The sequence below is a fragment of the Streptomyces spinosus genome, assembly GCF_020400655.1.
Classification (GTDB): Bacteria; Actinomycetota; Actinomycetes; order Streptomycetales; family Streptomycetaceae; genus Streptomyces; species Streptomyces argyrophylli.
The window spans coordinates 100,915-127,252 of sequence record NZ_JAINRC010000006.1; the positions used below are offsets into that span (position 1 = coordinate 100,915).

The following is a 26,338-nucleotide window of genomic DNA, read 5'->3' on the forward strand; positions in this document are numbered from 1 at the left end:
GTCCCGCTGCCGGCCGTCGGGTTCCTGTCGCTCGGTCAGGGACAGGAACGCCGCCTCCAATGGGGAGACCACCGGAGCCAGTTCGCGCAGGGCGATGCCCTCGCTGACGAGCCGGGCCACCAGGCCGTCGAGGGCGGGCACCAGCGCGCTGAGCACCAGCGCCCCTTCTCCCCGGCGCCCCGCGGCGTCGTCGGCCAGGCGGATTCCGGGCGCGTCGGCGGCCAGCCGGCGTGCGCGCTCCGGGTCGGACGTGACCAGCCGGTAGTCGAGTTCACCGTTCTCGGCGGCCAGTTCGCCCAGCGGCCCGGAGAAGACGACGCGTCCGGTGGCGAGGATGGTGACCTCGGAGCACAGGGCCTCCAGGTCGTCCATCCGGTGGCTGGAGAGCACCACGCTCGTGCCCTCCCGGGCGAGCCGGGTGAGCACACCGTGGACGTGTCTCTTCCCGGCCGGGTCCAGGCCGTTGGAGGGCTCGTCCAGGATGAGCAGCCGCGGCCGGGTGAGCAGGGCCGCGGCGAGGCCGAGCCGTTGCCGCATGCCCAGGGAGAAGCCGCGGGTGCGCTCGTCGGCGACGTCCGTGAGCCCGACCTGTCCGAGGGCGTCGTCGATTCCCGCGGACCGTGTGCCGTCACCACGCAGGGCGGCGAGCGCGGCGAGGTTCTGCCGGGCGGTGAGCGAGGGGTAGAGCCCCGGCCCGTCCACGAACCCGGAGACACCGCCGGGGGCTTCGAACGCGCGGCCCACCGGCGTGCCGAGGATCTCCAGGCTGCCGCTGTCGGCCACGGCGAGGCCGAGGAGCAGACCGAGCAGCGTCGTCTTGCCCGCACCGTTGGGGCCGACCAGACCGTGGATCCGTCCCCGCGGCACATCAAGGTCCACGCCGTCGAGCGCGACGACCTCACCGAAACACTTGGTGATGCCGCGCGCCCGGATCGCGAGCTGTGCGTCCATGAGCCCCTTCTTTCGGAAAGCCTCATGGACCCTAGGAAGCTCACACGACCCCGACAGCGATCCCCGGTTGAACGCTCAGGGAACGGAACACCAAACGCGAGTCAATCGGCGTCCGGAGCGCGTGCGGTCGTCCCTGTATGGGCGGTCTGCCCGACGTTCTGACCGGACGTCAGCACGGAGTGAACCGTTCTGTTCCCGCAGTGCACGGATCGCGCGGTCGCGGAACCGCCCGGACGGCCCCTCGCTCTTGCCGGACGCATGCAACCGGCAGCCAGCGAACCCGAGGAGCCCCCCATGTTGAGCAAGTCGCGTGTGTACGGCGCGGTCGGCGCGATCGGCGCCTGCATCGCCTTCTCCCTGGCGACGGCGGGACCCGCTTCGGCCATCCAGGGAGGCACGGTCAGCAAGCACGGCCCCTGGGCGGTGCGCGTCTACATCGACGGCGAGCCGTCCTGCACGGGCACCGTCGTGGCCTCCGAGTGGGTGATCACCGCCGGTCACTGCGTCCGCTACGACAACTGGGACGTCACGTTCCGCGTCGGCAGTCTCGACCAGCGGCACGGGACGGCCGCGCGTCGCGTCAAGAACGGCACGGTGTTCGCGCCGGGGGCCGACGTGGCCCTCGTACGAGTGCCCCGCCTGGACGTCGAACCCCTCGCGCTGGGAACCGGTGACAGCGTGAAGGTGGGGCGGGGTGTGCGGTCCTACGGCTGGGGAGCCACGTGCGCGCCGCCACGCAGCGAGGCCTCGTGCCAGTCGAACGTGCTCAAGCAGGCGCAGGTCACCATCGTGAGGCACACGGACCCTCGGTGCGATCTGCTCGTGGGCACCGGGGACTTCTGCGTCCGGCGCGGTACCGGTCTGCCGGCGGGCGGTGACTCGGGTGGTCCGGCGACGGCGTTCGACAAGGCGGGCCGCGAGGTGCTCGTGGGCGTCCTGTCCGCGTCGGACCGGACGGAGGTCGCCTCGTTCGGAGACGTCACGCGCCTGCGCAAGTGGATCAAGTGGGTCGTCCGCACCGGGGGGCACTGAGGTCTGCCCGGCGACCGGGCGCCTGCCGCGCGACGCCCCGCACGCTCCCCCACCGTCGTACGGGCGCGGTGGCCGCCGGCCGGGCCCTTCCGCTGTGTCTGAGGCACCGGCGCGTCCGTGGCCGTCTCGCCGGCCGGCGGGCGTGCGGTCGTCGAGGCGCAGGGCGTGCCGTGGGTGCCGCCCCGGGCGGGCGTCGCGGCGAGGGCGCCGGCCGGGGCCGGGCCGGGACCGGCCCGGGTGGCGTGGCCGCCGGACGGTTCCGGTCCGCGCCGGCTGACGTCCGGCCCGCGGGACGACCGCGGTGTCCAAGCGGACGACGGCCGTCGCGTCGCGTTCGCGTCCGAGCGCGGCGGGCACGCCGTACGCCGCGGCTCGTACTCCGTCCGGACGGCGGACGTGCGCACCGGTGAGCTGACGCGGCTCACCCGTGACGCCGGGGCGGAGGACCGCGACCGGCCCGGCGCCCCACGGCGGCACGGCGGTCTTCGTCCGGCCCCGCGCACGCCGGCCGGCTCGACGCCGGCCGGCGGCTGCGCCGTGGACCCCTGCCGTCCGGGGCACGCCGTCGGGCCGTAGGCACACCGCCGGGTGGCCGGCGGGCGGCCGTCCCGGGAGCGCGGACGGCGGCGGCGTGCGCTGACGGGCGCCCCGGTGATGCTCTGCATAGCATCCTTGTGTGACAGACATTCCGGGCGAACTGGTCGAGCTGGAACGTTCCTGTGAAGCGGAGCGTGCGAAGCTGGCCGGCCTGTGCGGTGAGGAGTACGACGCCCAGTGGCGGGCGTGGCGAGGGGCGGCCGAGGCGTTCCAGACCGCCCTGACGGCGTACGCGGCGCGCGAGGGCGGGTCGCGGTACGAGCTGGAACAGTCCGTGAAGAAGGCGGTCCGCAGCACGCAGGAGGATCCGGCGCCGTAACCGGCCATCCCCTGACGGCACGGCCCGGAGCCGCTCGCCCCTCCGCCGGGCGGGGCCCGTACCGGGGGCGCGGCACGCCCGCGCTCAGTCTGTCGCCTGGTCCCGGACCGTGGTGAGACCGGCCGTGACCGGCGGTGCCGCGTCTGGGGCCGGTCCGGCCCGGTCCCCGGAGTGCCGCTGCCGGCGGGGGGCGGCCGTGAGGACCGCGAGGCAGGCGACGACCAGTGCCACGCCCGCCCAGCCCGCGCCGGGCAGGCGTTCGCCGACGACCAGGACGGCGAGCACGGCGGCCACGGCCGGTTCCAGCAGGGAGAGCGTGGTGGCGGTGCTGGCGGGCACGTGCGCGAGGCCCCAGCCGAACAGGACGTAGCCGGTGAACATGGGGACGACGGCCATGTACGCGCCGACCGCCGCGTTGGACCAGGAGCTGACGAGCGGGGCTCCGGTGACCAGCAGGACGGGCAGGAGGAGCAGTCCGCCGAGCCCGAAGACCGCTCCCATCGCCGCGCGGGAGGGGATCCGGCGGGTGATGAGCCGGTGGGCCGCCCAGGCGTAGAGGGCGTAGGTGGCGGCGGCGACCAGGCCGAGGCTCACGCCGAGCAGCGTGGCCGCCGTGGACACCCGGCCCGTGCCGTCGCCCGCGTGCGCGGCCTCGGCGACGCACAGCAGGGCGGTGCCGAGCAGGCCGAGGGCGGCGGCGGTCGTCCAGCGGCGGGTGAGCCGGCGGCCGTCCACGACCCGTTCGATCACGGCCGAGGCGAGCGGGGCGGTGCCGAGCGACACCACGGTGCCGACGGCGACCCCGGCCAGGTGCATCGAGCTGTAGAAGGCCAGGGGGTACACCGCGACGGAGGCCGCGCCGAGCAGCACCGTGCCGCGCTGTCCGCGCAGGCGGGACGCGTGGCGGGCGATTCCCGGGGCTGCGACGAGGGCCTGGAGGAGTCCGCCCAGGCCCATGGCGACGGCGCCGATGGCGAGCGGGCCGACGTGCGGGGCGAACGTGGCGGCCGTACCCGTCGTGCCCCACAGCACGGAGGCCGCCAGCACGCAGAGCGCCCCCGTCCCGGCGGACCGGCCGGGTCCCGCGGGCCGGCTCACAGCCGGTCCAGCAGGGCGGCGGCCATCGCGCGGGCGTGCCGGAGACGGTCGCCGTCGCCCTCCAGACCGGCGCGGGCCATCGCGCCCTCCAGGAGGAAGGCGAGGTGCTCGGCCGTCGTCCGGGCCTCGCCGGGCCGCTCGGGCAGCAGTTCCTCCAGGTGTCCGGCGATCAGCCGCTCGACCTCCTCCTTGTGGGCGCGCACCACGGCCCGGCCCTCGTCGCCGGCCGGCAGCTCGGCGGCGGCGTTGAGCAGTCCGCAGCCGCGGAAGCCGTGCTCGTAGGCGAAGGCCGCGTGGTCGGCGTAGGCGTCGAAGACCGCCAGCACGCCGTCCCGTGGGCCCCGGGCGTGCTCCAGCCGGGTCCGGTACAGGCCGAGCCACTCCTCGTGCCGGGCGTCCAGGTAGGCCCTGACCAGGTCGGCCTTGGAGGAGAAGTTGTTGTAGAGGCTCATCTTCGCCACGCCGGCCTCGGTGGTGATCGTGTCGATGCCGGTCGCGGCCACGCCGTCGGCGTAGAAGCGGCGGGCCGCCGCCGCGAGAAGCCGTTCGCGGGCCGGGCGCCGGCGCGCGCCGTCCGGGGTGCTCACATCGGTTCCCCTCATCACGCTCCAGACTAGGTAGGTCGGTCTACCTAGATTAGGTCACGCGAGCGACCCCGTCCACATCCAGCCGACCAGCCCGCGAGCACGCCGCTCGCCTCCGCCAGGGCGGGGGCCGGGTAACGGGGGCGTGAATACGTCACGGCGGCAAGACGCCAAAGGCGGCGCATTGACGGGTCCAGTCTCCCGGGTGATCTTTCTTCTCACCGGCGAACCCCCTTGACCGACACCGCAGTCGGGCCGGTTCCGCTTCCAAGCCCGCCCTCCTCCTCCGGAGTTGTCCCGTGCGTAGACCTCCCGTCCCGCGCCCCGGCCGTGGCCGCGCGAGACCCGTCCTGGGCGCGGTCACGGCCGTGCTGCTGGCCGCGCTCACGGCCCAACTGCCCGCCGCCGCGGCATCGGCCGCCCCCGCCGCGCCCCCGGCGGCGTCCTCCTCCCCCGCGACTCCCGGCACCCCCGACACCGAGGCCCTGTGCGGCACGCCCCGTCCGGGACACTTCGGCTGCTTCGCCGTCCGCCGTACCGGCGCCACCAGGACACGTGTGCGCGCCGACGGCACGGTCACCCCCGAGGGCTACGGCCCCGCGGACCTCCGCTCGGCCTACTCCCTGCCCGCCGACGGCGGCGCCGGCGCGACGATCGCGATCGTCGACGCCTACGACAACCCCCGCGCCGAGCAGGACCTCGCCGCCTACCGCGCGCAGTACGGGCTGCCCGCCTGCACCACGGACAACGGCTGCTTCCGCAAGACCGACCAGCGCGGCGGAGCGGACCACCCGGTGCCCGACGACGGCTGGGCGGGGGAGATCTCCCTCGACCTGGACATGGTGTCCGCGGTGGCGCCCAAGGCGCACATCCTGCTCGTGGAGGCCGACAGCGCCTCGACGGACGACCTGGGCGCCGCGGTCAACACGGCGGTCGCGCTCGGCGCCCGTTACGTCTCCAACTCCTACGGCGCCTACCACGAGGACGCGAGCCTGCCCGCCCTGGACGCCGCGTACTTCGACCATCCCGGCACCGCCCTGCTCTTCAGCTCCGGCGACAGCGGGTACGGCGTCAGCTACCCCGCCTCCTCCCCGCTCGTGACCTCGGTCGGCGGCACCTCGCTGACCCGGGACCCGGGTACCGCCCGCGGCTGGTCGGAGAAGGTCTGGAACACCGTCGCCACCTCCCCCTCGGGCGAGCCGTCGTGGGGTGCCACCGGATCGGGCTGCTCGGCGGTCGAGCCCAAGCCGTCGTTCCAGCCGGACACGGGCTGCGCGGGCCGTTCGGTCGCGGACGTCAGCGCGGTCGCCGACCCCACGACCGGCGTGGCCGTCTACAACAGCTTCTCCGACGCCGGCTGGAACGTGTACGGCGGCACCAGCGCCTCCGCCCCCATCATCGCGGGCGTCTACGCGCTGGCCGGCACCCCGGCCGAGGGCACCTACCCCGCCTCCTACCCCTACCTCACCCCGGGCGCCCTGCACGACGTCACCGAGGGCGACGACGCGAGCTGCGGCGACTCCGGACTGTGCGGTTCCGGCCCGGTCCCGCACTGCGAACCCGCGAGGAGCTGCACCGCCGGCCCCGGTTACGACGGGCCGACCGGCCTCGGCACACCCGACGGCCTGGCCGCCTTCCGGCCCGGGGCGCACGGCACCGTCGCCGGCACGGTCACCGACCGCGCGAGCGGCAGGGCGATCCCCGGCGCCACCGTGCGGCTGGGGGACTACCACACCCTGTCCGGCGCCGACGGCACCTGGTCACTGGTCGTACCGCCCGGCACGTACCGGCTGACCGTGAGCACCTTCGGCTACGCCGAGAAGGACCTCGGGGAGATCGACGTCGCCGACGGCGCCCGGGTCCGTGGTGACGCGGCGCTGGACGCCATACCCACCGTGACCCTCTCCGGCAGCGTCCGCGACGGCGGCGGGCACGGCTGGGGCGTGTACGCCCGGCTGACCGTCGACGGAGTGCCCGGGACCGCGTTCACCGACCCGGCGACCGGTCACTACGCGATCCGGCTGCCCCGCGGGGCGAAGTACACCGTGCGGGCCACCGGCCTGTACCCCGGGTACCGGCCCGCCACCGCCGAGGCCGACCTGAGGTCGGCCGGCCGCACCGCGGACCTGGAGCTGCCGCTCACCGGCACCGGCGTCCTCCCGCCCGGTTACGCGGTCTCCTACCACGGCGGCGGCCTCCAGCCCTTCGACCAGGCCACCGCACCGGACGGCTGGAGCGTGGTCGATCACACCGGCGCCGGCGGCTGGGACTTCGGCGACCCGCTCACCCGCGGCAACCAGACCGGCGGCACGGGCCGCTTCGCCCAGACCGACGACTACGCCCTCGGCTGGGCCCCCGTCGACACCGAACTCATCAGCCCCGCCTACGACTTCTCGGCCCTCACCCACCCGGCCCTGGAGTTCGACACGGCGCTGCCCGGCAGCTACCGCTTCAACGACCCGACCGCCGACGTCGACGTCAGCACCGACTCCGGGACCACCTGGGAGAACGTCTGGCACCACACGGACGTCGTGAACGGCCCCGCGCACGAGAAGGTGGCGCTCACGAAGTACGCGGGTGAGAAGTCCGTACGCGTCCGGTTCCACTACACCGGCTCCCTGACCGGCTTCTGGCAGGTCGACAACGTCGCCCTCGGCACCCGTGCTCTGGACGTCGTGCCCGGCGGCCTGCTGACCGGTCATGTCCGCGACGCCCACACGGGTGCCGGCGTGCTCGGCGCGACGGTCGCCGCCCGCCGCACCCCCGCCGACAGCGGGCGGAGCATCGCCTCCCCGGGCGACCCGGCCGTGGGCGACGGCCTGTACTGGGCCTTCTCCTCCGGCACCGGCCGGCAGGAGTTCACCGCGGACCTGGCCGGGTTCGGTTATCCGGCGCAGACCCGCGCGGTGCGGGTCCGGAAGGACGCCGTGACGACGGCCGACTTCCGGCTGAGTCCGGCGAAGCTGGAGGTCAAACCGTCCGCCATCGGCGTCACCGTCCCCTGGGGCACGAAGAGCGACATCACCCTCCGGCTGCGCGACAACGGCAGCGCCCCCGCCACGGTCACCCTCGGCGAGCAGAACGTCAGCGCCGGGACCCCGGCGACGGGCAAGGGCGCCCCGCGCAGGCGCGCGGCCACCGGGGCCGGCCCGCTGGACACGCCCCGGACCACCACGGCAGCCTCCGGTGCGGCCACCGCCACCGTCACCGCCGACCCGGCGTGGCAGCCGGTCACGGACCTTCCCCAGGGCACCGCGGGCGGCATCGCCGCCACCTACCACGGCGTCGTCTACACCGGACTCGGCGCGACCGCCGACGGCCGGTGGAGCAACGCCCTGCGTTCCTACGACCCGGCCACCGGCGTCTGGAAGACCCTGGCCCCGGCCGCGACCGCGCGGTACGAGGCGGCGGCCGGCTTCATCCGGGGCAAGCTGTACGTGACCGGCGGCAAGAACGCCGCGGGACAGCCCGTCGCGGGCGGCGAGGTCTACGACCCGGCGACCGACTCCTGGTCGGCGATCGCCGACGAGCCCGTCGCCTACGCCGGTTCGGCCACGGCGGTCGCCGGCGACAAGCTGTACGTCGTCGGCGGCTGCGCGCAGTTCAGCTGCGGCACCGGTGACGTGCAGGTCTACGACCCGGCCACCGACACCTGGTCCTCCGGTCCGGCCTACCCCACGCCGACCTCGTGGCAGACCTGCGGCACCGTCGACGCGACCGTGTACTGCGCGGGCGGGGTCTCCCAGAGTGACGGCGGCACTCCGCGGGCGACCGCCGTCGGCTACGCCCTGGACGCCGGCGCCGGCCACTGGACGCCCATCGCCGACCCGCCCGTCGACACCTGGGGCGCGGCCGGCACCACCGCCGGGGGCCGTCTGCTGACGGCGGGCGGCATCCTGACCGGGGCCGGCGCCCTCACCAACGAGGCCTACGCCTACGACCCGGTCACCGACACCTGGACCGCGCTGCCCAACCTGCCGCAACCGCTGTACGCGGCGGCGTCCGCGCCGGGCTGGTACGTGCTGGGCGGACAGGGCGCGGACGGCGTCGTCCAGTCCGGCGCCCAGGTGCTGCCGGGCTGGGACACACCGCACGCCGACGTGCCGTGGCTCGGCGAGAGGACCGGGACGACGACGGTCGCCCCCGGCCGGACGGTCCGGCTGACGGTGACCGCCGACGCCCGCGCGATGGGGCCCGCCGACGCGGGTGTCCACCGGGCACGGCTGATCATCGACAGCGACAGCCCGTACGGCGCCGTGACCGTGCCCGTCACCATGACGGTGGTGCCGCCGCGGGGCGCGGTCCACCTCACCGGCACGGTGACGGGGGCGGGTCCGTCGGCGGCGCCGCTCGCCGGGGCGAAGGTGGAGGTCACCGCGAGGGGCGCGACACACACCCTGAGCACCGCCGTGGACGGCCGCTACGAGGTGTGGCTCATGGACGCGCCCACCACGATCGGCGTCACCGCGGACGCCGAGGGCCACCGGACCGGACGGCGCACCGTCCACCCGCACGGCGCGACCGACGTCACCGCCGACCTCGCCCTCGCCAGGCGGTAACCGGCACGACGGCACCGTGGGGCCGGCCGGACACCCGGCCGGCCCCACGGTCACACCTGCGAGCAGCCCTGCGAGCGGGCTCGTGGCCGTTCCGGGCGATCAGCGGCGGCGGCGCCGGGGACGGGCACGGCTGCCGGCGTCGTGTCCGCGGCCGGCGCTCCGGCGTGGGCGAGGCGTCAGGCCGGCGGCCGGGTGAGCTTGGCGGCCACGGCGTCGAGGACCCAGTCCAGACCGGTCGCGAAGGACGTCTCGGCGTCCACGTCCGTGCCGTCGTACACGGCCTTGGCCAGTGCCGGGAAGCGGCCCGTGGCCAGCATGTCCGTCACGTGCGGACCGGAGGCACGCTGCCAGTCGCGCTTGGACAGGCCCGTGGCGCGCTCGGCCCGCAGGTTCGCGATCTCACGTCTGATCGCGCCGATGACGTAGGCGCTGACCGTCTCCACCGCGCGCATGACGGTGTCGATGCCGGCGAGGCCGTCGAGGGCGGCCAGCCAGGCCTCGGTCACGGCGAGGCCGTTCGGGCCCAGGGCCGGGCGGCCGCCCAGCAGGTCGGCGAACCATTCGTGCCGCAGAGCGCTCCGTCTGGTGCGGTGGGCGAGGACGCGCAGGGCCTCCCGCCAGTCACCGGGCTGCTCCTCGGGGAGGATCTCGGCCTGGACCTCGTCCACCATGAGGTCGAACAGCTCCTCCTTGGTGGAGAAGTATCCGTACAACCGCATCGGGCCGGCGTTCAGCCGGGCGGCGACCTTGCGCAGCGACACCGCCTCCAGCCCGCCCTCGTCCGCCAGCGCGACGGCGGCGGCGACGATCCGCTCCCGGTCGAGCGGCACGGGGCGAGGCGGCGGCGCCGGCTTGTCCCACACAGTCATGGCGCAATCGTACTGTTGCGAGACACCGTACGGCATCAATACGGTGTATCGACATGAGACAACGTATCGCAGTGGTCGGGAGCGGTCCCGGCGGCCTCGCCTTCGCCCGTGTCCTGCACCGTCACGGCTGCTCGGCCACCGTCCTGGAACGCGATCCCGCCCCGGACGCGCGCCCCCCGGGCGGCACGCTGGACCTGCACCAGGGGCTGGGTCAGCTCGCGCTGGAGAAGGCGGGGCTGCTCGCGGAGTTCCAGGCGCTGTCCCGCCCCGAGGGACAGGCCATGCGCATCCTGGACACGGACGGGACCGTCCTGCGCGACTGGCGGCCCCGTCCGGGCGAGCGGGCCAATCCCGAGATCGACCGCGGGCAGCTCCGGGACCTGCTGCTCGGCACCCTGGACGTCCAGTGGGGGCGGGGCGTGACGCGGGTGGTGCCGGGGACGCCCGACGGCGTACTGGTCCACTTCGCGGACGGGCGGCAGGAGACGTTCGACCTCGTGGTCGGCGCGGACGGCGCCTGGTCCCGGGTGCGCCCCGCGGTCTCGCCGGCCACGCCGCACTACACCGGCGTCACCTCGGTCGAAACCTCCCTCGACGACGTCGACACCCGCCATCCCGGCCTCGCCCGGCTGACCGGCGACGGCTCCGTCGCCGTCTACGGCGCGAACCGGTCTCTGGTCGCCCAGCGCAACAGCGGCGGCCACGTCAAGGTGTACGCCCGGTTCCGCGCACCGCTGGACTGGCACACGGGCCTGGACCCGGCCGACGCCGAGGCCGTGCGAGCGAGCCTGCTGGCGCTGTTCGACGGCTGGGCCGAGCCCGTCCTCGACCTCCTCCGCCACGGCACCGCGTTCGTGCACCGCCCCCTCTACGTCCTGCCCGTGTCCCACACCTGGACCCACGTGCCCGGGGTGACGCTGCTGGGCGACGCCGCCCACCTGATGCCCCCGCTGGGGGCGGGCGCGAACCTCGCGATGCTGGAAGGCGCCGAACTCGCCGAGTCCATCGCCGCCGGCCCGGACGATCCGGACGAGGCCGTCCGCGCCTTCGAGGAGACGATGTGGGCACGGGCCGGCAGGTGGGCGCAGATCACGACCGCCGGCCTGGAACGCCTCGTGAGCCCGGACCCCGCCGAAGCCCTCGCCGTCTTCGACCGGGTCCAGCCGTCCTGACGGCCCGGCGCGGGAGCGCCGGCACCGTCAACTCGTCACGGCTGCGCGCGTTTTCGGACGGGCGGGGATCAGCGGGCGACTTCCTCACCGGTCCGCTCGCCTACGGCGGCCGGTGCCGGCGGCGGGGACGCGGCGTGCCGAAGCGACCTGACCTGTGGGGACGCCAGGGCGGCGAGGGTGGCGATGACGACGACGGCCGCGCAACCGGCCAGAGCCGTGCTCGGGCCGACGCCTTGGGCGACGGGGCCGGCGACGAGCAGGCCGAGCGGGGCGAAGGCCAGGGATCCGAGCAGGTCGTAGGAACTGACCCGGGAAAGGACCTGTTCCGGGATCTCGCGCTGCAGAGTGCTGGACCACAGCACGTTGAAGACGTCGCCGGCCACACCCGCGCAGAAGGTGGCGGCGGCGGTCAGCCAGACCGGCGCCGAGACACTCAGGAAGACCATGGGCAGCGCCGCCGGGAACGTGGCGATGACCGCGACCAGGACCGGTCGGCGGACCCGGACCCGCGCGGCCAGCCCGGCGCCGGCGACGGCCCCCAGAGCCTGGGCGGCCACGATGACCGACCAGGACCGCGCCCCGCCCGGATGCCGCTGGGCCTCCAACGGCCCGAGGACTCCGAGGGTCGCGCTGAAGACGGCGACCACGGCCGTGCACTGGGCGACCACCACCCACAGCCACTGCCGTGAGGTGAACCCCTCCCAGCCCTCCCGCAGGTCCGTCCGCACGGACGACGTCCTCACCGGCCTCGCGGGCAGCCGCAGGCGACCCGTGAGGCCGGCACTGACCACGAACGAGACGGCGTTCAGGGCCAGGGCCCACCCCGCGCCGGCCCACGCGACGACCACGCCCGACAGCGCGAGTCCGAGGAAGAGGCACGTGTTGGTGCTCATCCGCAGCACACCGTTGGCCCGTTGCAACCGGTCCGCCGGGACCACGAGCGGCACGACACCGTCCATCGCCGGCGCGAAGAGCGCGGTCGCGAGCCCCGCCATCACCGCGAGGCCGCACATCAGCACCAGGGGCGCGTGCCCGGTCAGGGTCATCGCCGCCAGTCCCGCATAGGCGAACGCCCCGACGCCGTCGGCGACGACCATCAGGCGAGACCGTGACATCCGGTCGGCGACCACGCCTCCGAGGAGGATGAACACCAGTTGCGGCAGGGACTGGCAGGCGAGTACCAAGGACAGCTCGCCCGGGCCGGCACCGGGAAGTGCCAGCACGGAGAAGGCCAGCGCCACCCGGGCGAACCCGTTGCCCAGGACCGAGACGGTCCGCGCTGCCGCGAGCAGAACGAACCGCTGGTCACGCCACAGCGCCGGCCTTCTCGAAGTGATCGTCATGGCGACGAACCCTAGACTAGGGCCTCTCGTCTGGATCAGTTTTCCGTCACCGCGCGTGCCTCGGTGAGGGCCCGCCGCCTGAGGTCGCCGCCGGGCAACTGAACCGTGGTGGCGGCGAGGACGTCGTCCCTGCCGATGGTCCGCCCGTCCCCCCTGCGTACGGACCGGGCCCCGTAGGCGTCCTTGGGGAACGGGGGCGGGGCCGGTTCGCCCGGCGTCACCAGGGTGACCGTCCCGGAGCGCTGGACCCCGCCCTCGCGGACGACCATGGCCGCGTCCCGGGCGAGGTCCGTCAGGAACACGCTCGCGATGCCGTCGAGGTCGCGGACCATCGCGGGGACGGCCGTCACCCCCTGGCTCCGCAGCAGCTTCCTGACCCCGGCCTCGAACCTGTGGGCGCCGACCACGGCACTCGGCCTGCGCGGCCTGCCGCGCCCACGGGAAGGCACGACGACACCCTCGGCGTCGTACAGCACACCGGTCAGGCCCCGAAACGTCGGACTGTGGTCGTACCACGTGCTCCCCACCTCCAGCTCGACGTTCCGGTCGATCGCCGAGAGGAGGTCACCGGGAACCAGCTTCTTCCGGGCCTGTTCCGCCGCCGCTCTCCTCGCACCGCCGATGATCTCCGTCAGCACGGTCCGCGTCACCGACGCGGCGGCCCAGGCGGCCGACCGGGAGACGTGCATCGAGGTCACGTCCCTGAACACCGCTTTGACGAGAGAAGGCGTGAACGGCGGGACATCCACGACCGGGGCGGTCCGGGGGCCGGCGCGCTCAGGCCGTGCGGGCTGTGTGGTCATCGGAACGAACGCTCCCTGCTCTCGGGGTTGTCTGACGCCCACACTTCACCACGCGGACCGCTCCGCGCACCGGGCACCCCGTGGCAGCGGGCGAAACGGGTTGCGGCGGGACCCGCGAGTCCGGTGAGGATACGTCCATGGACAGTGCAGCAGACGACGTGAACCAGGCGATCGCGGGCGAGTTGCAGCTCATGGACCCGCGCGTCCGCTCCTCCCGGGAACGCGCCGCGCGGCTCCTCGACCCGGAGTTCGTGGAGGTCGGCGGGTCGGGCCGGCGGTGGACGTACGAGGCCATGCTCGCCGAACTGCCCGACCACCCGGGCAGCTCGGCGGACGGTGCCCGATACGAGCCCTCGGAGATCTCGGGAGTGCTGCTCGCGCCCGGCCTGGTGCACCTGACCTTCGAGACCGTGCTCGGCGACCGCAGGACCAGGCACAGCTCGATCTGGCGCAGGAGCGACCCGGCCGCGGGCTGGCGGATGTACTACCACCAGGCCACGCGCGTGCCGCCCGGGGTGGAATAGGGTCACCGGCACCTCGGCGACGAGATCGGCCGCGGCACAACCGCGTTCCACGGCACGGGTGTTCGTGACGGAAGTGGCCGCCGCATCAGCCGGCGACGGCCGCGGGCGGCGCCCCGCGTGAGATCATCCGTCCATGAGCGGCGACCTGCACGTGAGTGCTCTGGCGATCAATGTCACGGTCCCCGAGGCACTCCGCTGGACGGACACTCGACGCGGTGAGCAGTTCACGCTGACCACACTCAACGTCCGGCTCCTCCCCGACGGTCACCTCGCCGTGAAAGCCTACGGCAGACCGGTCGGTGGCGGCCGGGGCGCATACGTCTCCTTCCCCGTCCCCGACAGGCCCGAACTGGCGGCCCTGGTGGCCGAAGCCGCGAGCCGTGCCGGCGAGTTGTGGGCCGCACATCGTGGTCTCGGCTGAGCCCGGCCGCACCGCGCGCGGGGCATCCCCGTCCAGACGGCGGGCGAGAGGCGGCACGCCGCTCACGACGGTGCCGGTCTCCGCGCCGGTACGGCGCCGGCCGCGCGGCCGGCTCACGCAGCCGGCCCGTCCGGCGGGCGGGCTGTGGTAAGCAGGGCTGGTGATCAGCCGACTCCCCCTCGACCGGCAACTCGAGTCCCTGCGCGTGGTGCTGTCCCGTAACGACGTGTTGACGGAGGTTCTGTCGCGTGCGGCGACGCTGGACCTGCCCGGGTGGTACGTGACGGCCGGCTGCCTCTTCCAGACCGTGTGGAACGTCGTCACGGACCGGCCGCCGACCAACGGGATCAAGGACTACGACCTCTTCTACTTCGACGACGGCGACCTCTCCTGGGAGGCCGAGGACTCGGTGATCAAGGCCGGCCGCACGGTCTTCGCCGGCCTGCCGGCGGAGGTGGAGATCCGCAACGAGGCGCGGGTCCACCTCTGGTACCAGGACAAGTTCGGTGTCCCGTGTCCCCCGTACGACTCCAGTGAGGCGGCGATCGACAGTTTCGCCGCGACGACCTGCTGCCTCGGGGTGCGTGTGGAGGCGGACGGCCAGTGGCGCGTGTACGCGCCGCACGGCCTGTCCGACGTGTTCAACCTCGTCGTCCGGCCGAACCCGGTGCTCGCTCCACGGGCGGTCTACGAGGCCAAGGCGGCGCGGTGGCGGGAGCGGTGGCCCGAGCTGACCGTTCTGGACTGGCCCTCCACGAGCCGCACGCCGGCCTCGTCCGTCGGCTGACGCGGGCCGCGCGCCTGGTGGCACGGCTTGCACCGGCGCACAAGATCGCCGCTTTTGTCCCTGTCTGACGTACAACCTTCCGGCGCGGCGGGCCGTCTCACCTGGCATCAGAGTTCCGCGACCAGGCTCGGCCAAGGGGGACACGATGCGACGTACGAGAGCGGCAGTGGCGGTGATGGCGCTCACGGGAGCCACGCTGGTGACGGCGGCGGGCACCGCGGGCGCGGCCCCGGTGGAGGGACCGCGCGCGGTGGCGGCCTGCCCGACGGGCTGGGGCAGCGGCGCCAAGGGCGGTGCCGCCGTGGGGGCCGAGCACCTGACGGACATCAAGACCGGACAGCACGAGTGCTACGACCGCATCGTGTTCGACGTGCCCGGCGGCGGCGACCGCATCGGCTACCACGTCCAGTACGTCGACCGGTTCCACGCGGACCCCTCCGGCCGGTACGTACCGGTCGCCGGCGGGGCGGTCCTCGACATCCACGTCGACGCGTGGAGCTACGACCTGGAGGCCGGCAAGCCGACCTATCCGGGGAAGGTGGGCGAGGCCCTGCCCGGCGTGAACGTCAGCGGGTACCGCACCTTCCGGGACGCCCGGTTCGGCGGCACCTTCGAGGGGCGGACGCAGGTCGGTCTGGGTGTACGCGCCCGACTGCCGTTCCGGGTGAGCCGACTGGACGGCCGGGTCGTGGTCGACGTGGCCCACAGCTGGACGAGTTAGCCCGCGCCCGGCTCCCCGGCACAAAGACCGCAGTCGCCTTCCTTCGCCGCCCGGCTCGGCCGGCCGGTGCTTCGTCGGGCACCGTGGCGTGGCCGCCGCTGGGGCCTTGCGCGGGGGGCGTGAACGGATTGCGTGCCGGCCGCACCGGTCGGGCCGACGTGCCGGAACATGTCCTTCCGCCATGTGAACGTCATGTTCCTGCCAGGCTGTTGCCCCGTCGCGGCAGTCACGGCCGGGTCGACTACCCCTGCATTCACCGTGACAGGGGAGAGACCGGATGACATCCGCAGCACACCCGTCCCAGCACGCCCCCGAACTCCGCACCGCCGCCAGGCACCTCGGCCGGCGCCGCTTCCTCACCGTCACCGGCGCCGCCGCCGCGCTCGCCTTCGCCGTGAACCTGCCGGCCGCCGGCACGGCAGCCGCCGCCGAGCTGGACGCCCGGAGAATCACCGAGGACCCCTTCACGCTGGGCGTGGCCTCCGGCGACCCGCTGCCCGGCTCGGTCCTGCTGTGGACCCGGCTGGCCCCGCAGCCGTACCAGCCCGACGGCGGACTGCCCGCGCAGCGCGTCACCGTGCACTGGGAGCTGGCCCACGACGTGGACTTCCGCCGGATCGTCAGGCGCGGCACCGCCCCGGCCCACCCCGAGTTCAGCCACACCGTCCACGTCGAGGTCCCCCACCTGCCGGCGGACCGCGTCTTCTTCTACCGCTTCCGGGCCGGCTCCTGGCTGAGCCCCACCGGCCGCACCCGCACCGCCCCGCCGCCCGGCGCCCGTCCCGGCGCGCTCACCCTGGGCGCCGTCTCCTGCCAGGCGTACGCCGACGGCTACTACACCGCCTACCGCCACCTCGCCGAGGACGACGTGGACGTCGTCTTCCACCTGGGCGACTACCTGTACGAGTACGCCGTCAACGCCACCGGCAACGACCGCAACTACACCGACCGGACCCTCCCGGCCCACTTCAACCACGAGACGGTGACGCTGGAGGACTACCGGCTGCGCTACGCGCTGTTCAAGTCCGACCCGGACCTGATGGCCGCGCACGCCGCGCACCCCTTCGTCGTCACCTGGGACGACCACGAGACGGAGAACAACTACGCCGGCGACACCCCGGAGGACGGCGGCTCCTCCGAGGAGTTCCTGCTGCGCCGCGCCTCCGCCTACCGCGCCTACTGGGAGAACCAGCCGCTGCGCCGCCCCCAGCTGCCCACCGGCTCCGACATGCGTCTCTACCGCCGGCTGCACTGGGGCCGGCTCGCCCAGTTCGACGTCCTGGACACCCGCCAGTACCGCTCGGACCAGGCCTACGGCGACGGCTGGCAGTACCCCGGTCCCGAGTCCGAGGACCCGGCGCGCACGCTGACCGGCGCCACGCAGGAGCGGTGGCTGATCGACGGCTGGCGTGCCTCGCGGGCGCTGTGGAACGTCGTACCGCAGCAGGTCACCTTCTCCCAGCGGTACAACACCACCGCCACGCCGTCCAAGGTCTCCATGGACTCCTGGGACGGCTATCCGGCCTCCCGCGAGCGGATCCTGGCGGGCGCCGAGGCCGTCGGCGTGGAGAACCTCATGGTCCTCACCGGTGACGTGCACGTGCACTACGCGTTCGACGTCAAGCGCGACTTCCGCGACCCCGGTTCCCGGACCGTGGGCACGGAGATCGTCACCACGTCGATCACCAGCGGGCGCGACGGGGCGGACCGGCCCGGCAACTGGGCCACCTACCTCGCGGCCAACCCGCACATGAGGTTCTACAACGGCCGGCGCGGCTACGTGACCGTCACGCTCGGCCAGGAAGCGGCCCGCGCCGACTTCAAGACCGTCCCCTACGTCACCAGGCCGGGCGCACCCGTCGCGACCGCGGCTTCCTTCGTCACGGAAGCCGGGGCGCCGGGACTCAAGCCGGCCTGACGCCCGGTACGGCAGCGGGGCCGCCCACGGGCCGTCTCCTCCTGCCTCGGGACCGGTGAGTCCGTGGCGGGCCGGCGGCACGGGCCGGTCGACAACGGGACCGGGCGGCATAGGAAGCGTTCGGTGTGCTGGTGGTGCCGGTACCATCAGCACGCCGTCACGTTCCGCGATCTCGCGCCCTCGGGTTCCCGCTGTTCTGCTGGGCCTCCGACGGCATGGTCGACAAGGGGCACCCCTGGCACACCGGCCGGACTAACTGACCGTTCCCGGCCACCGTGAGACGAGCGGCGCGGTTTTCGGGAGCCGACCTCTTGACCCCACCTCGGCGCGGGGCTTAGCGTTCCGGCGTTTACAGAGAATTGAAACGATTCAAATGAAACGATTCAATTCCTCTCGGCACTGCCGCAGCACGTCAAGAACCTCTGCCCGACTCACCCTTTGGGGCGCACATGCATGAACTCGTCTCGCAGCGCGGCGGGATGTCGCGGCGCGCGGTCCTGGCCGCCTCGCTGGCCGCGGGTGCCGCCGCCGTCGGTGCCGCGGCGCCGGCCGCGACCGCCCTCCCCGCCGGCGCCGGACCAGCTCCCGCCGCCGACTGGTTCGCCGACCCCCCGCGCTCGGTGCGCCCCAGGTTCCGCTGGTGGTGGCCCGACGGCCTCGTCGACCCCGACGAGATCGCCCGCGAGACCGACCAGATAGCGGACGCCGGCTTCGGCGGCGTCGAGATCGCGGCCGTCCACCACAGCATCAAGGACAAGTCGGTGCTGGACACCGCCCGCCACGGCTGGGGCAGCAGACCGTGGCTGGACGGCGTCGAGGCCGCCCTGCGCCGCGCCGCGAGACGCGGCCTCACCGTCGACCTCACCCTCGGCCCGAGCTGGCCCGTGGCCGTACCCGGCCTCACCCCCGACGACGCGGCCGCCGCCCAGGAACTCGCCTACGGCCGCGTCTTCGTCCCCGGCGGAACCACCTACCAGGGCCCGGTCCCGGAGCCCGTGCGCGCGCCCGCCTCCGGTGTGACCCGCCGGCAGCTCCTCGCCGTCCAGGCCGCCCGCGTCGACACCGCGAACTCCACGCGCAAGGAGACCGGCCTCGACCTGGCCGGCGTCCGCGACCTGACCGCCACCGTCACCGGCGGCGCCCTCACCTGGACCGCGCCCGCGGACGGCGACTGGGTCCTGATCTCCTACTGGCAGCGAGGTTCCGGACAGCAGCCCGAGTCCGGCCCGCACTCCTCGCCCGCCGCCTACGCCGTCGACCACTTCAGCCCCGCGGGCACGGCCGCCGTCACGGACTACTGGGACTCCCTGCTGACGCCTTCGCTGAAGGTCCTGCTGAAAGCCGCCGGCGGCGCGTTCTTCGAGGACTCGGTGGAGCTGGAGACCGAGGGCCTGACCTGGACCGCGCAGCTGCCCGACGCGTTCGAGAAACGCACGGGGCGCCCCCTGCTGCCGTACCTGCCCGCCGTCGTCCTCGACAAGGGCAACCAGGTCTTCGCCTTCGAGGCCCAGGTCACCCGGCAGATCAGGCACGACTTCTGGGAGACCGTCTCCGACCTGTTCAACCGTCACCACCTGCTCGCCCTCAGGACCTGGGCGCACTCGCTGGGCATGGCCCTGCGCTCGCAGCCCTACGGACTGCAGACGGACGCCATCGCCTCGGCGGCGATCCTGGACGTCCCCGAGGGCGAGTCCCTCGGCTTCAAGAACCTCGACGACTACCGCTGCCTGGCCGGCGGCCGTGACATGGCCGGGCGCACGGTGCTGTCCTGCGAGGCCGGCGCGTACAACGGCTCGGCGTACGGCACCACGTGGGACCGCTTCCTGCGGACGATGGGCGGCGCGTACGCGGCGGGGGTCAACCAGACCGTCGTGCACGGATTCTCGTACGCCACCGCCCCGCGGGTGAGCTGGCCCGGGTTCGCCGCCTTCAGCCCGTACAACGGCGCCCCGGGCTACGGCGAGTCGTGGGGTCCCCGGCAGCCCACCTGGGGCCATGTCGAGGACGTCTCCGGCTACCTGGGCCGCGTGCACCGTGTGCTGCAGGCCGGCACCGCCCGCGCCGACGTCGCCGTCTTCCGGCAGACCGGCTACACGGCCACCGGCATCGGCGCGTCCTGGTTCACCGCCACCGGCATCCCCCTGGGCTGGACCCACCAGTTCCTCAGCGGCCCGCTGCTCGACCTGCCGAGCGCCACCGTCCGCGCCGGCCGGCTGGCGCCCGACGGGCCCGCCTACAAGGCGCTGTTCGTCGAGGGCGACTTCTTCTACGGCTCCACCCCGACGCTCGCCGTCAGCGACGCGCGCAAGCTGCTGAAGCTGGCCGAGGCGGGCCTGCCCGTGGTCCTGCTCGGCGCCTTCGACCAGGCCCTGACCCCCGGCGTGCCGGGCGACGGGGAGACCGACCGGCTGCGCGCCCTGATGGGCCGGCTGCTCGCCCTGCCGGGCGTCGTCCGTGTCACCGACAAGGCCGCCGTCGGCGACGCGCTCGCCGAGCTCGGTGTCACCCCCGACGTCCGCTACGCCACCTCCTCCACGCTCCTCAACGCCCACCGGACCACGGACGACGCCGACTTCTACTACCTGTGCAACGGCAAGCACGCCGAGACCGTCAAGCCCGCGGTGGCCGCGATCGACCACGACGTCACCCTGCGCGGCACGCGCGGGCGCGGGGCCACCGTGCCGTATCTCCTCGACGCCTGGACGGGCCGGGCGGTGCGGCTCGCCCGCTACACCCAGGACGGCGACGACGTCACCCTGCGCGTCACGCTCCAGCCCGGGGAGACGGTGATCGTCGCACTGGGGCGGCCCGGACTGTTCGGCGACCGCTACGGCAACCGTCCGCACGCCGTCGCCTCGGACGCCGACGACGTGCTGTTCACCGGCCGTGGACTGACCGTGCGGGCCGGCGCGGCAGGCACCCGCTCCCGCACCACCCGCCTGTCCGACGGCCGCACGGTCACCACGACCCTGCCGCCCGTGCCCGGCCCGATCACCCCGGCGGCGTGGGAACTACAGGTCGAGGACTGGTACCCCGGCCCGGACCCGACCCGTACCGAGCGCGTCCGGCGCACCCTGACCCTGGACGCGCTCGCGCCGTGGTCGGGGATTCCCGAGCTGGCCGACTCCGCGGGCGTCGGCCGCTACCGCACCGAGGTCACCCTGCCGGACGACTGGACCGCGTCCCACGGGGCCGTCCTCGAACTCGGGCAGGTCTCCGACACCGTCCGTGTCACGGTCAACGGCACCTGTGTGCCCGCGGTGGACCGCCTGCACCCCGTCATCGACGTCGGCCCCTACCTGCGCGGCGGGACCAACGGCATCGAGATCGAAGTGGCGACGCCGCTCGTCAACCGGCTCCGGGTCGCCCAGCCGTCCGTGTTCGGCACGACGGCCCGCCAGGACCACGGCCTGGTCGGTCCCGTCCGGCTCGTTCCGTACGCGCAGGCCGTGGTGTCCTGAGCCACAGGGCGCACCGGCTCCGGCCGGTGCGCCCCGTCGCGGGCGCGGGCGCGCACGCGCGCGGGGCAGACGAGCCCTTGCCTGCCTCAGTGCGGCGGCGGCCCGGACCGGAGCTGTTCGCGTACCCAGGCGGGATCGGGGTTGGTGTGCGGCCGGCCCGCCACGACGACGGTCGGCACGGTCTCATCGCCGTCGTTGGCCGCCCTCACCACTGCGGCTCCCGCCGGATCACGCCAGATGTCGACCCAGTGCAGCCGGCGGGCGCCACGGCCCAGCCGGAGACGCAGCCTCATGCAGTACGTGCAGCCCGGACGCCAGTAAACGACCGGGCGGCCGTCGAGCGCGCTGCGGCGCTGGGCCTCGCGCGCACCGACCGACCTCGGGAAGACCAGGGGCGAGTTCACCCCGGCGAGTACCAGGGACGCCGTCAGGAGTGCTGCGGCCGTGCCGGGGCTCCCCGCGAGGATCCGCCCGGTCGCGACGGCTGAGCCACTGAGCACGAACAGTACCGGCAGCATCCAGGCTCGCATCATGGTGACGCAGGCTACCGGTACGTGGTCACGGAGTGGTTCCCAGGCCGGTCCGCGGCCGTCGGCGGCCGGGCCGGGCCGGCCGGCCCGGTCAGAGGATGCGGAGACTGCCGGTCACCCCATGTCCATCCCGCCGGGCGCACCGGCCGGACTGGATGCCCAGCCGTGCGCGGACCGGTCAGGTGATGGGCTGCGCGGTGCCGTCCGGCAGCGAGCAGGACTCGCCGGCGTAGGGACGTGAAACGATCTGTCCGCCGGCGGCTGTGCAGTCGTCCCTGGAGATGTTCGGAGACGAGGCGGCCTCGGCGCCGACAACGCCGACGGCGCTCACGCCGGCCAGGGTGGCCGCCGCCAGGGCGAGGCCCAGGATCCTTCGCACGCGCATGACTTCCTCCTCCTCTCAGGCGCCCTCGTTCGGCCTTCGGGAAGGACGCGTCTCAAGACGACGGCGCCTCTCCCCCAGCATGGGCGCTCGCCACAGAACCCGCGAGGCAGGGCGCCGCGTCAGGACGGCACCGCGGGCCGCCAACGCGGTTCGTGGGCCGCCGCCCGGCAGGCACGGGGCGCGGCACCGCCCGCCACTTCGGCCCCGGTCGGCCCGGTCACACCCAACCGTGTCGCGCGGTCCTGGCCGCATTCCTCTCGAGCCACATCGGGACGTGGTCACCAGGCCCCCGTGGAGAATCGTCACCACTTCCCCCCACCGTTCCCCCGCGCCCGTCCGACCCGCCTGCGACGCACACCTCGGCCGATTCGGGTGACTCGCCGGACGGTTGGCGGGACGAGTACGGGGACGACCCGGAGTACCAGCGCTTCCTGGCCGGTGTGGAAAGGCCTTGGTGGAAGCGGCCGGCGACCCTGTGGGGCGGCGTTGTCGCGGTTGCCGTGGGCTCGTTCTTCCCGGGAGGCGCGGTCCTGGAGGAACGACTACTACGTGACGGATCAAGGTCAGGTTCTGCCGAAGTAGGCCGACCCCCGGGTCAGGCGGCGGCAGCCGGTACGCGCGTGGCCCCATGGGCTCGATTCGGCCAGGTGCCCGCGTGGCCCCCTCCACGTCAGGGGTGCGATCTCTTCACGTTCCGGCCGCATGTACGATCACGCGACACTGGATGTGGGGGGCACCTACCTGCGTTGACGCCTGTCGGTGACCCCTCCGGCACTCGACGGAGATCGGTACGTGGGCAGCAGCAAGAGCAGCAGAGATTCGGCCATCCGATGCGGCATCCTTATGGCCGTCGTGCTCGTATGTTCGATGGTGTCCGCGTGCGGCGGCGGAGACGGCGGCAAGCCGGACACCGCGTCGGCGACCAGGCACAGCGCCGCTTCCGGCGTCGCGGACGGCTCGCCGAAGCCCACCCGGCCGAAGCCGAAGCCGAAGCCGAAGAAGGTCACCCTGTCCCTCGACGAGATCGCCAACACCCCCGGTACCTTCGAGCAGTTCCGGCGCTTCGTCGCCGAGCACGGGACCGCCCATGAGAAGAAGGCGGTCAGGCACCTGGAGAAGTGGCGGGGATTCTCCCGGAAGGCGTACCCCGCCATCGAGGTGGCGTCCGACTATCCGACGGTCGACTACGAGGCCGACGGTGCCACGGACGAGGTCATGGCGCTGGAGAAGGAGTCCCAGTACATCGCCGAGGCGTTCGCTGCCTGGTGGCGGATCGACGAACCGTCGGTGATCCAGGTCTTCGACCGCGGCGGCCGGTATACCGCCGGGACGTCCTGCATCCGGACCGACAGTGTCGACAAGGAGGGGTCCTGTCTCTGACCCCTCCCGCGAGGCCGGCCCCCGGGCGGGTGGCAGCTGCCTCAGCTGCACGTGGCCGAACAGCCCGCCACTGCCGCCTCTACGCTCGTGGCCACCGCTCGGTCTCCAGGGGGTGGACCCTGGTTGCCGAGCGGTGGCGGTTACGCGCTTCTAGCGGGCGGACGCGCCGGTCGCGGCCGAGGGGCCGGTGCCGGAGAAGTCCAGGCTCCAGCGCTGGAGATGGCCCGGGTCCAGGTCGTAGAAGCCCGGGGTGCCGTCGGTCACGCGCAGCTTCCAGGTGCCGACCCTGGTGACCGCCGAGGCGTCGACCGTGTAGGTCTCGTGCAGCTCGGGCGTGAGCACCCAGGGTCCCCAGGGCTTGACGTTGATGACGGTGCCGTCGGGGGCGATCAGGTCGATCACCATGGCGTTGCTGAACCCGTGGTCGAGGTCGACCTTGACCTTGAGGTCGCTCGGTGCCTTGCCCGGCTTCCCCCGGACGACCAGCGGGGACTCGACGGTGCCCCACTTGGGGATCACGTACGTGGTGGGGTTGACGAAGAAATGGCCGCCGGATTCGAGAGCGGTCCAGGTGAACGAGAGGTTCCGGGTGTCCCCGGCCGCGTCCGTGATGACGATGGCCGAGCTGTAGTCGCCGGCCTTGTCGGGCGTACCGGTGATCAGGCCGGTGGCGTGGTCGATCGACAGCCCCCGGGGCAGCGACCTGGCGGAGTAGGTCAGCCGGCCGGGACGGCTGCTGGAGGCCATGATCCGGCGGCTGACGGGCTGGCCGACGGCCACCGGCTCGGTCGGCGGCGGCTCGACGGCGATGTGGTGGACGAAGCCGGTCCCCACGTTGACGGCCGCCCAGGCGTTGGCGACGGCCTCGTAGGCGTCGCTGCCCGAACCGTAGAGGTCGGCGGCGGCCTGGAGCGTCGCGGTGCGGGCGCCGGCGTAGTCGGTGGTGCTGGTCATGTAGACGGTGAGCGCGCGGTACATCACGTCGGCGGCGCCGGTCAGCCCGATGCCCGCCACCGGCAGCCCGTCGTAGGTGGGGCTGTCGTAGGCCACGCCGTTGATGGTCTTCCGCCCGCTGCCCTCGGCGAGCAGGTAGAAGAAGTGGTCCCCCACCCCGGCCGCCATGTGCGGTTCGTCCGCCTTGGCCTGGGGCGTCCAGTAGTCCAGGGGCGCGTAACCGACGGAGCTGATGCCGGCTTTGGAGGGCAGGTCCATGTACCGGATGGGCTTGCCGTCGCCGTGCAGGTCGTCCAGTTCGGCCATCGTGTAGTCGGGCACGTCGTTCGGGTTGTCGGCGTAGAACTCCACGGCGGCGGCCATCATGTCGCTGACCGCCTCGTTGAGGGCCGGTGATTCGCCGTAGTCGCCCAGTCCGGCCGTGGCGGAGGTGACTCCGTGCGTCATCTCGTGTGCGGCTATGTCCAGGGAGGTCACCGGGTGGTGTCCGTCCGCGCCGTCGCCGTAGCTCATGCAGAAGCAGCCGTCCTGCCAGTTGGCGTTGGCGAGGGGGACTCCTGCCTGCTGTTCGTAGTGGACCCGGGAGGTGCTGCCGCGGCCGTCGTCGGCTATGCCGTTGCGGCCGAACCGGTCGAGGTAGAAGTCCCACGTCGTCTTGGCGCCGTACGCGGCGTCCACCGCCGCGGTCTGGGGGTTCGCCGCCGTGCCGTCGCCCCACACGTCGACGTCGCTGGTGAACGGGACACCGCTGGAGGTGACGCTCGAGTCGAGCGTGCGGTGACCACCGCGCAGGGGGTCGGTCAGGGTGTACGTGCCGTCGTCCTGGCGGGTGGAGCCGATCGTGACCTGCCCGCTGTAGAGGCTGTTGCCCTGGGCGGACTCCACGTGTTCGGCGTTCCCCAGGACGGCCTCGCTCGCGGCGTCCGTCACGACGTGGCGTTCGCTGGGGGAGCCGTCCTGCTGCACGCCGGTGACGACCGTCTCCCAGGCCAGTCTCGGCTGGTCACCGAGCATCCAGACGACCTTGCGGGGGGCCGTGTGCGTGGCCGCCTTGTGGGTGCCCTTCGCGGTGGCCTTGCTCAGGGCCGCCTTCTTCGCGGTGGCGGCCGGCACCTTCGCCTCGGTCGTCGCCAGGGTCAGCTTCTTCCTGGTGGCGTAGGTGACGGTACGCGCTCCCTGCCGCTGGTGGACGACCAGGTCCCCGCCGATCACGGTCAGCCCGGCATAGGTTCGCTCGTAGCGGGTGTGGACCGTGCCGTCGGCGTCCTGGACCACGTCCTTCGGGACCAGCTTCTCCTGCGGGCCGAGACCCAGTGCACGGGCGGTGTCCGGCGCCGCCTCGGCCGCCCGGTCGAGCAGCCGCCGGCGCTGCCCGGGCGACAGGCGGACGCTCCCGGACCCCGGCCTGACAACCGCCTTGATCTGCCGGGGCGCTCCCGTCGCGCGGGTGCCCTCGGGTGCGTGGGAGAGGGGGGCGGCACCGGCCGAGCCGGGCAGCGCGGTGAACGCGAGTGCCGCGGCCGTGAACACCACGGTCGCGGCCAGGCGCCGTCGGGGCCCGCGCTCACCCAGGGGGGACGCGGCCCTGTTACGGGAGTGATTCAACCCAAGAGTCCTTCCGTCCGGCCGTCCGTCGGTGCGGACGGCCGCTGTTACGGGGAGGCCGGAGGCCACGGCCTCGCCGGCGGGACCTCAGATGTGCGGCGCGCCAGCGGGCCGTACGCGCAACCACACGTTCCAGGGGACGTGTGCCGAGCGCCATCTGACGGTCAACACCGCCTCACCGGAGTGAAGATGCCAACGCATGCGGAAGCGGCGCTAGGGTGTCGAGGTGGCCGGTTTTCGCCAGGTGGCAGCTATCGGCCAGCAAGTGGCGCAGTGGAAACAGAAGATGCCTGCGCCGGTAACCGAAAGGGGTTACACGGCCGGC

20 protein-coding genes and 1 pseudogene are annotated in these 26,338 nt (G+C 73.6%); 12 read left to right on the forward strand and 9 right to left on the reverse strand.

The window, feature by feature from the left end:
• Window positions 1–21: 21 nt before the first annotated feature.
• A pseudogene (locus tag LG395_RS13510) lies at window positions 22–951 on the reverse strand (ABC transporter ATP-binding protein); the annotation flags it as partial.
• Between the two features lie 294 nt (window positions 952–1,245).
• On the opposite strand from LG395_RS13510, the gene LG395_RS13515 reads away from it, so the two are divergent.
• The 3 genes from LG395_RS13515 (at window position 1,246) to LG395_RS13525 (ending at window position 2,899) form a co-directional block, all read left to right on the forward strand.
• Entirely contained in the window at window positions 1,246–1,983 is a 738-nt protein-coding gene (locus LG395_RS13515) for a S1 family peptidase (protein WP_225809546.1), read from the forward strand.
• 117 nt (window positions 1,984–2,100) lie between these two features.
• Window positions 2,101–2,559 (forward strand): TolB-like translocation protein, encoded by a 459-nt coding sequence (locus tag LG395_RS13520; protein WP_225809547.1) that lies wholly within the window; start codon window positions 2,101–2,103, stop codon window positions 2,557–2,559.
• A gap of 100 nt (window positions 2,560–2,659) precedes the next feature.
• The gene (locus tag LG395_RS13525) at window positions 2,660–2,899 is read left to right on the forward strand and encodes a hypothetical protein (RefSeq protein ID WP_225809548.1); all 240 of its coding nucleotides are present in this window, start codon (window positions 2,660–2,662) and stop codon (window positions 2,897–2,899) included.
• Between the two features lie 84 nt (window positions 2,900–2,983).
• Here LG395_RS13525 and LG395_RS13530 read toward each other — a convergent pair whose 3' ends face one another.
• Both LG395_RS13530 and LG395_RS13535 read right to left on the reverse strand, forming a co-directional pair.
• The gene (locus LG395_RS13530; protein ID WP_372463225.1) at window positions 2,984–3,997 is read right to left on the reverse strand and encodes a DMT family transporter; all 1,014 of its coding nucleotides are present in this window, start codon (window positions 3,995–3,997) and stop codon (window positions 2,984–2,986) included.
• On the reverse strand, window positions 3,994–4,599 hold the full coding sequence (locus LG395_RS13535) for a TetR/AcrR family transcriptional regulator (RefSeq protein ID WP_225809549.1): 606 nt from the start codon (window positions 4,597–4,599) through the stop codon (window positions 3,994–3,996). The genes LG395_RS13530 and LG395_RS13535 overlap by 4 nt, the downstream gene beginning before the upstream one ends.
• A gap of 281 nt (window positions 4,600–4,880) precedes the next feature.
• Here LG395_RS13535 and LG395_RS13540 point away from each other — a divergent pair, with 281 nt between their 5' ends.
• The gene (locus LG395_RS13540; RefSeq protein WP_308071246.1) at window positions 4,881–9,140 is read left to right on the forward strand and encodes a carboxypeptidase regulatory-like domain-containing protein; all 4,260 of its coding nucleotides are present in this window, start codon (window positions 4,881–4,883) and stop codon (window positions 9,138–9,140) included.
• Between the two features lie 176 nt (window positions 9,141–9,316).
• Here the strand turns inward: LG395_RS13540 and LG395_RS13545 are convergent, their stop codons facing one another.
• Window positions 9,317–10,009 carry a TetR/AcrR family transcriptional regulator gene (locus LG395_RS13545; RefSeq protein ID WP_225809550.1) on the reverse strand — a complete coding sequence of 231 codons (693 nt, stop codon included), beginning with the start codon at window positions 10,007–10,009 and terminating at the stop codon, window positions 9,317–9,319.
• A gap of 53 nt (window positions 10,010–10,062) precedes the next feature.
• On the opposite strand from LG395_RS13545, the gene LG395_RS13550 reads away from it, so the two are divergent.
• Window positions 10,063–11,181, forward strand: a complete 1,119-nt coding sequence (locus tag LG395_RS13550; RefSeq protein ID WP_225809551.1) for an FAD-dependent oxidoreductase — start codon at window positions 10,063–10,065, stop codon at window positions 11,179–11,181.
• A gap of 68 nt (window positions 11,182–11,249) precedes the next feature.
• Here the strand turns inward: LG395_RS13550 and LG395_RS13555 are convergent, their stop codons facing one another.
• Both LG395_RS13555 and LG395_RS13560 read right to left on the reverse strand, forming a co-directional pair.
• Entirely contained in the window at window positions 11,250–12,524 is a 1,275-nt protein-coding gene (locus LG395_RS13555) for an MFS transporter (protein WP_225809552.1), read from the reverse strand.
• 35 nt (window positions 12,525–12,559) lie between these two features.
• Window positions 12,560–13,327 (reverse strand): hypothetical protein, encoded by a 768-nt coding sequence (locus LG395_RS13560; protein WP_225809553.1) that lies wholly within the window; start codon window positions 13,325–13,327, stop codon window positions 12,560–12,562.
• A 137-nt stretch (window positions 13,328–13,464) separates the two neighbouring features.
• Here LG395_RS13560 and LG395_RS13565 point away from each other — a divergent pair, with 137 nt between their 5' ends.
• The 6 genes from LG395_RS13565 (at window position 13,465) to LG395_RS13590 (ending at window position 21,159) form a co-directional block, all read left to right on the forward strand.
• Window positions 13,465–13,851, forward strand: a complete 387-nt coding sequence (locus LG395_RS13565; protein WP_225809554.1) for a nuclear transport factor 2 family protein — start codon at window positions 13,465–13,467, stop codon at window positions 13,849–13,851.
• A gap of 133 nt (window positions 13,852–13,984) precedes the next feature.
• Window positions 13,985–14,272 carry a hypothetical protein gene (locus tag LG395_RS13570; protein ID WP_225809555.1) on the forward strand — a complete coding sequence of 96 codons (288 nt, stop codon included), beginning with the start codon at window positions 13,985–13,987 and terminating at the stop codon, window positions 14,270–14,272.
• Window positions 14,273–14,432: 160 nt separating this feature from the next.
• Window positions 14,433–15,059 carry a nucleotidyltransferase family protein gene (locus tag LG395_RS13575; RefSeq protein ID WP_225809556.1) on the forward strand — a complete coding sequence of 209 codons (627 nt, stop codon included), beginning with the start codon at window positions 14,433–14,435 and terminating at the stop codon, window positions 15,057–15,059.
• 145 nt (window positions 15,060–15,204) lie between these two features.
• The gene (locus tag LG395_RS13580; RefSeq protein WP_225809557.1) at window positions 15,205–15,780 is read left to right on the forward strand and encodes an AMIN-like domain-containing (lipo)protein; all 576 of its coding nucleotides are present in this window, start codon (window positions 15,205–15,207) and stop codon (window positions 15,778–15,780) included.
• Window positions 15,781–16,057: 277 nt separating this feature from the next.
• On the forward strand, window positions 16,058–17,698 hold the full coding sequence (locus tag LG395_RS13585) for an alkaline phosphatase D family protein (protein WP_225809558.1): 1,641 nt from the start codon (window positions 16,058–16,060) through the stop codon (window positions 17,696–17,698).
• Between the two features lie 449 nt (window positions 17,699–18,147).
• A complete protein-coding gene (locus LG395_RS13590; protein ID WP_225809559.1) occupies window positions 18,148–21,159 on the forward strand; it encodes a glycosyl hydrolase in 3,012 nt (1,003 codons plus the stop codon).
• Between the two features lie 86 nt (window positions 21,160–21,245).
• On the opposite strand, the gene LG395_RS13595 is transcribed toward LG395_RS13590, so the two are convergent.
• Together LG395_RS13595 and LG395_RS13600 are read right to left on the reverse strand one after the other, a co-directional pair.
• Window positions 21,246–21,692 carry a glutaredoxin domain-containing protein gene (locus tag LG395_RS13595; protein ID WP_225809560.1) on the reverse strand — a complete coding sequence of 149 codons (447 nt, stop codon included), beginning with the start codon at window positions 21,690–21,692 and terminating at the stop codon, window positions 21,246–21,248.
• Between the two features lie 175 nt (window positions 21,693–21,867).
• Entirely contained in the window at window positions 21,868–22,074 is a 207-nt protein-coding gene (locus LG395_RS13600; protein WP_225809561.1) for a hypothetical protein, read from the reverse strand.
• 852 nt (window positions 22,075–22,926) lie between these two features.
• On the opposite strand from LG395_RS13600, the gene LG395_RS13605 reads away from it, so the two are divergent.
• Window positions 22,927–23,454, forward strand: coding sequence for a hypothetical protein (locus LG395_RS13605; protein ID WP_225809562.1), 528 nt, complete (start codon window positions 22,927–22,929; stop codon window positions 23,452–23,454).
• A gap of 150 nt (window positions 23,455–23,604) precedes the next feature.
• Here the strand turns inward: LG395_RS13605 and LG395_RS13610 are convergent, their stop codons facing one another.
• On the reverse strand, window positions 23,605–25,941 hold the full coding sequence (locus tag LG395_RS13610) for a M4 family metallopeptidase (RefSeq protein ID WP_372463228.1): 2,337 nt from the start codon (window positions 25,939–25,941) through the stop codon (window positions 23,605–23,607).
• Window positions 25,942–26,338: the final 397 nt, after the last annotated feature.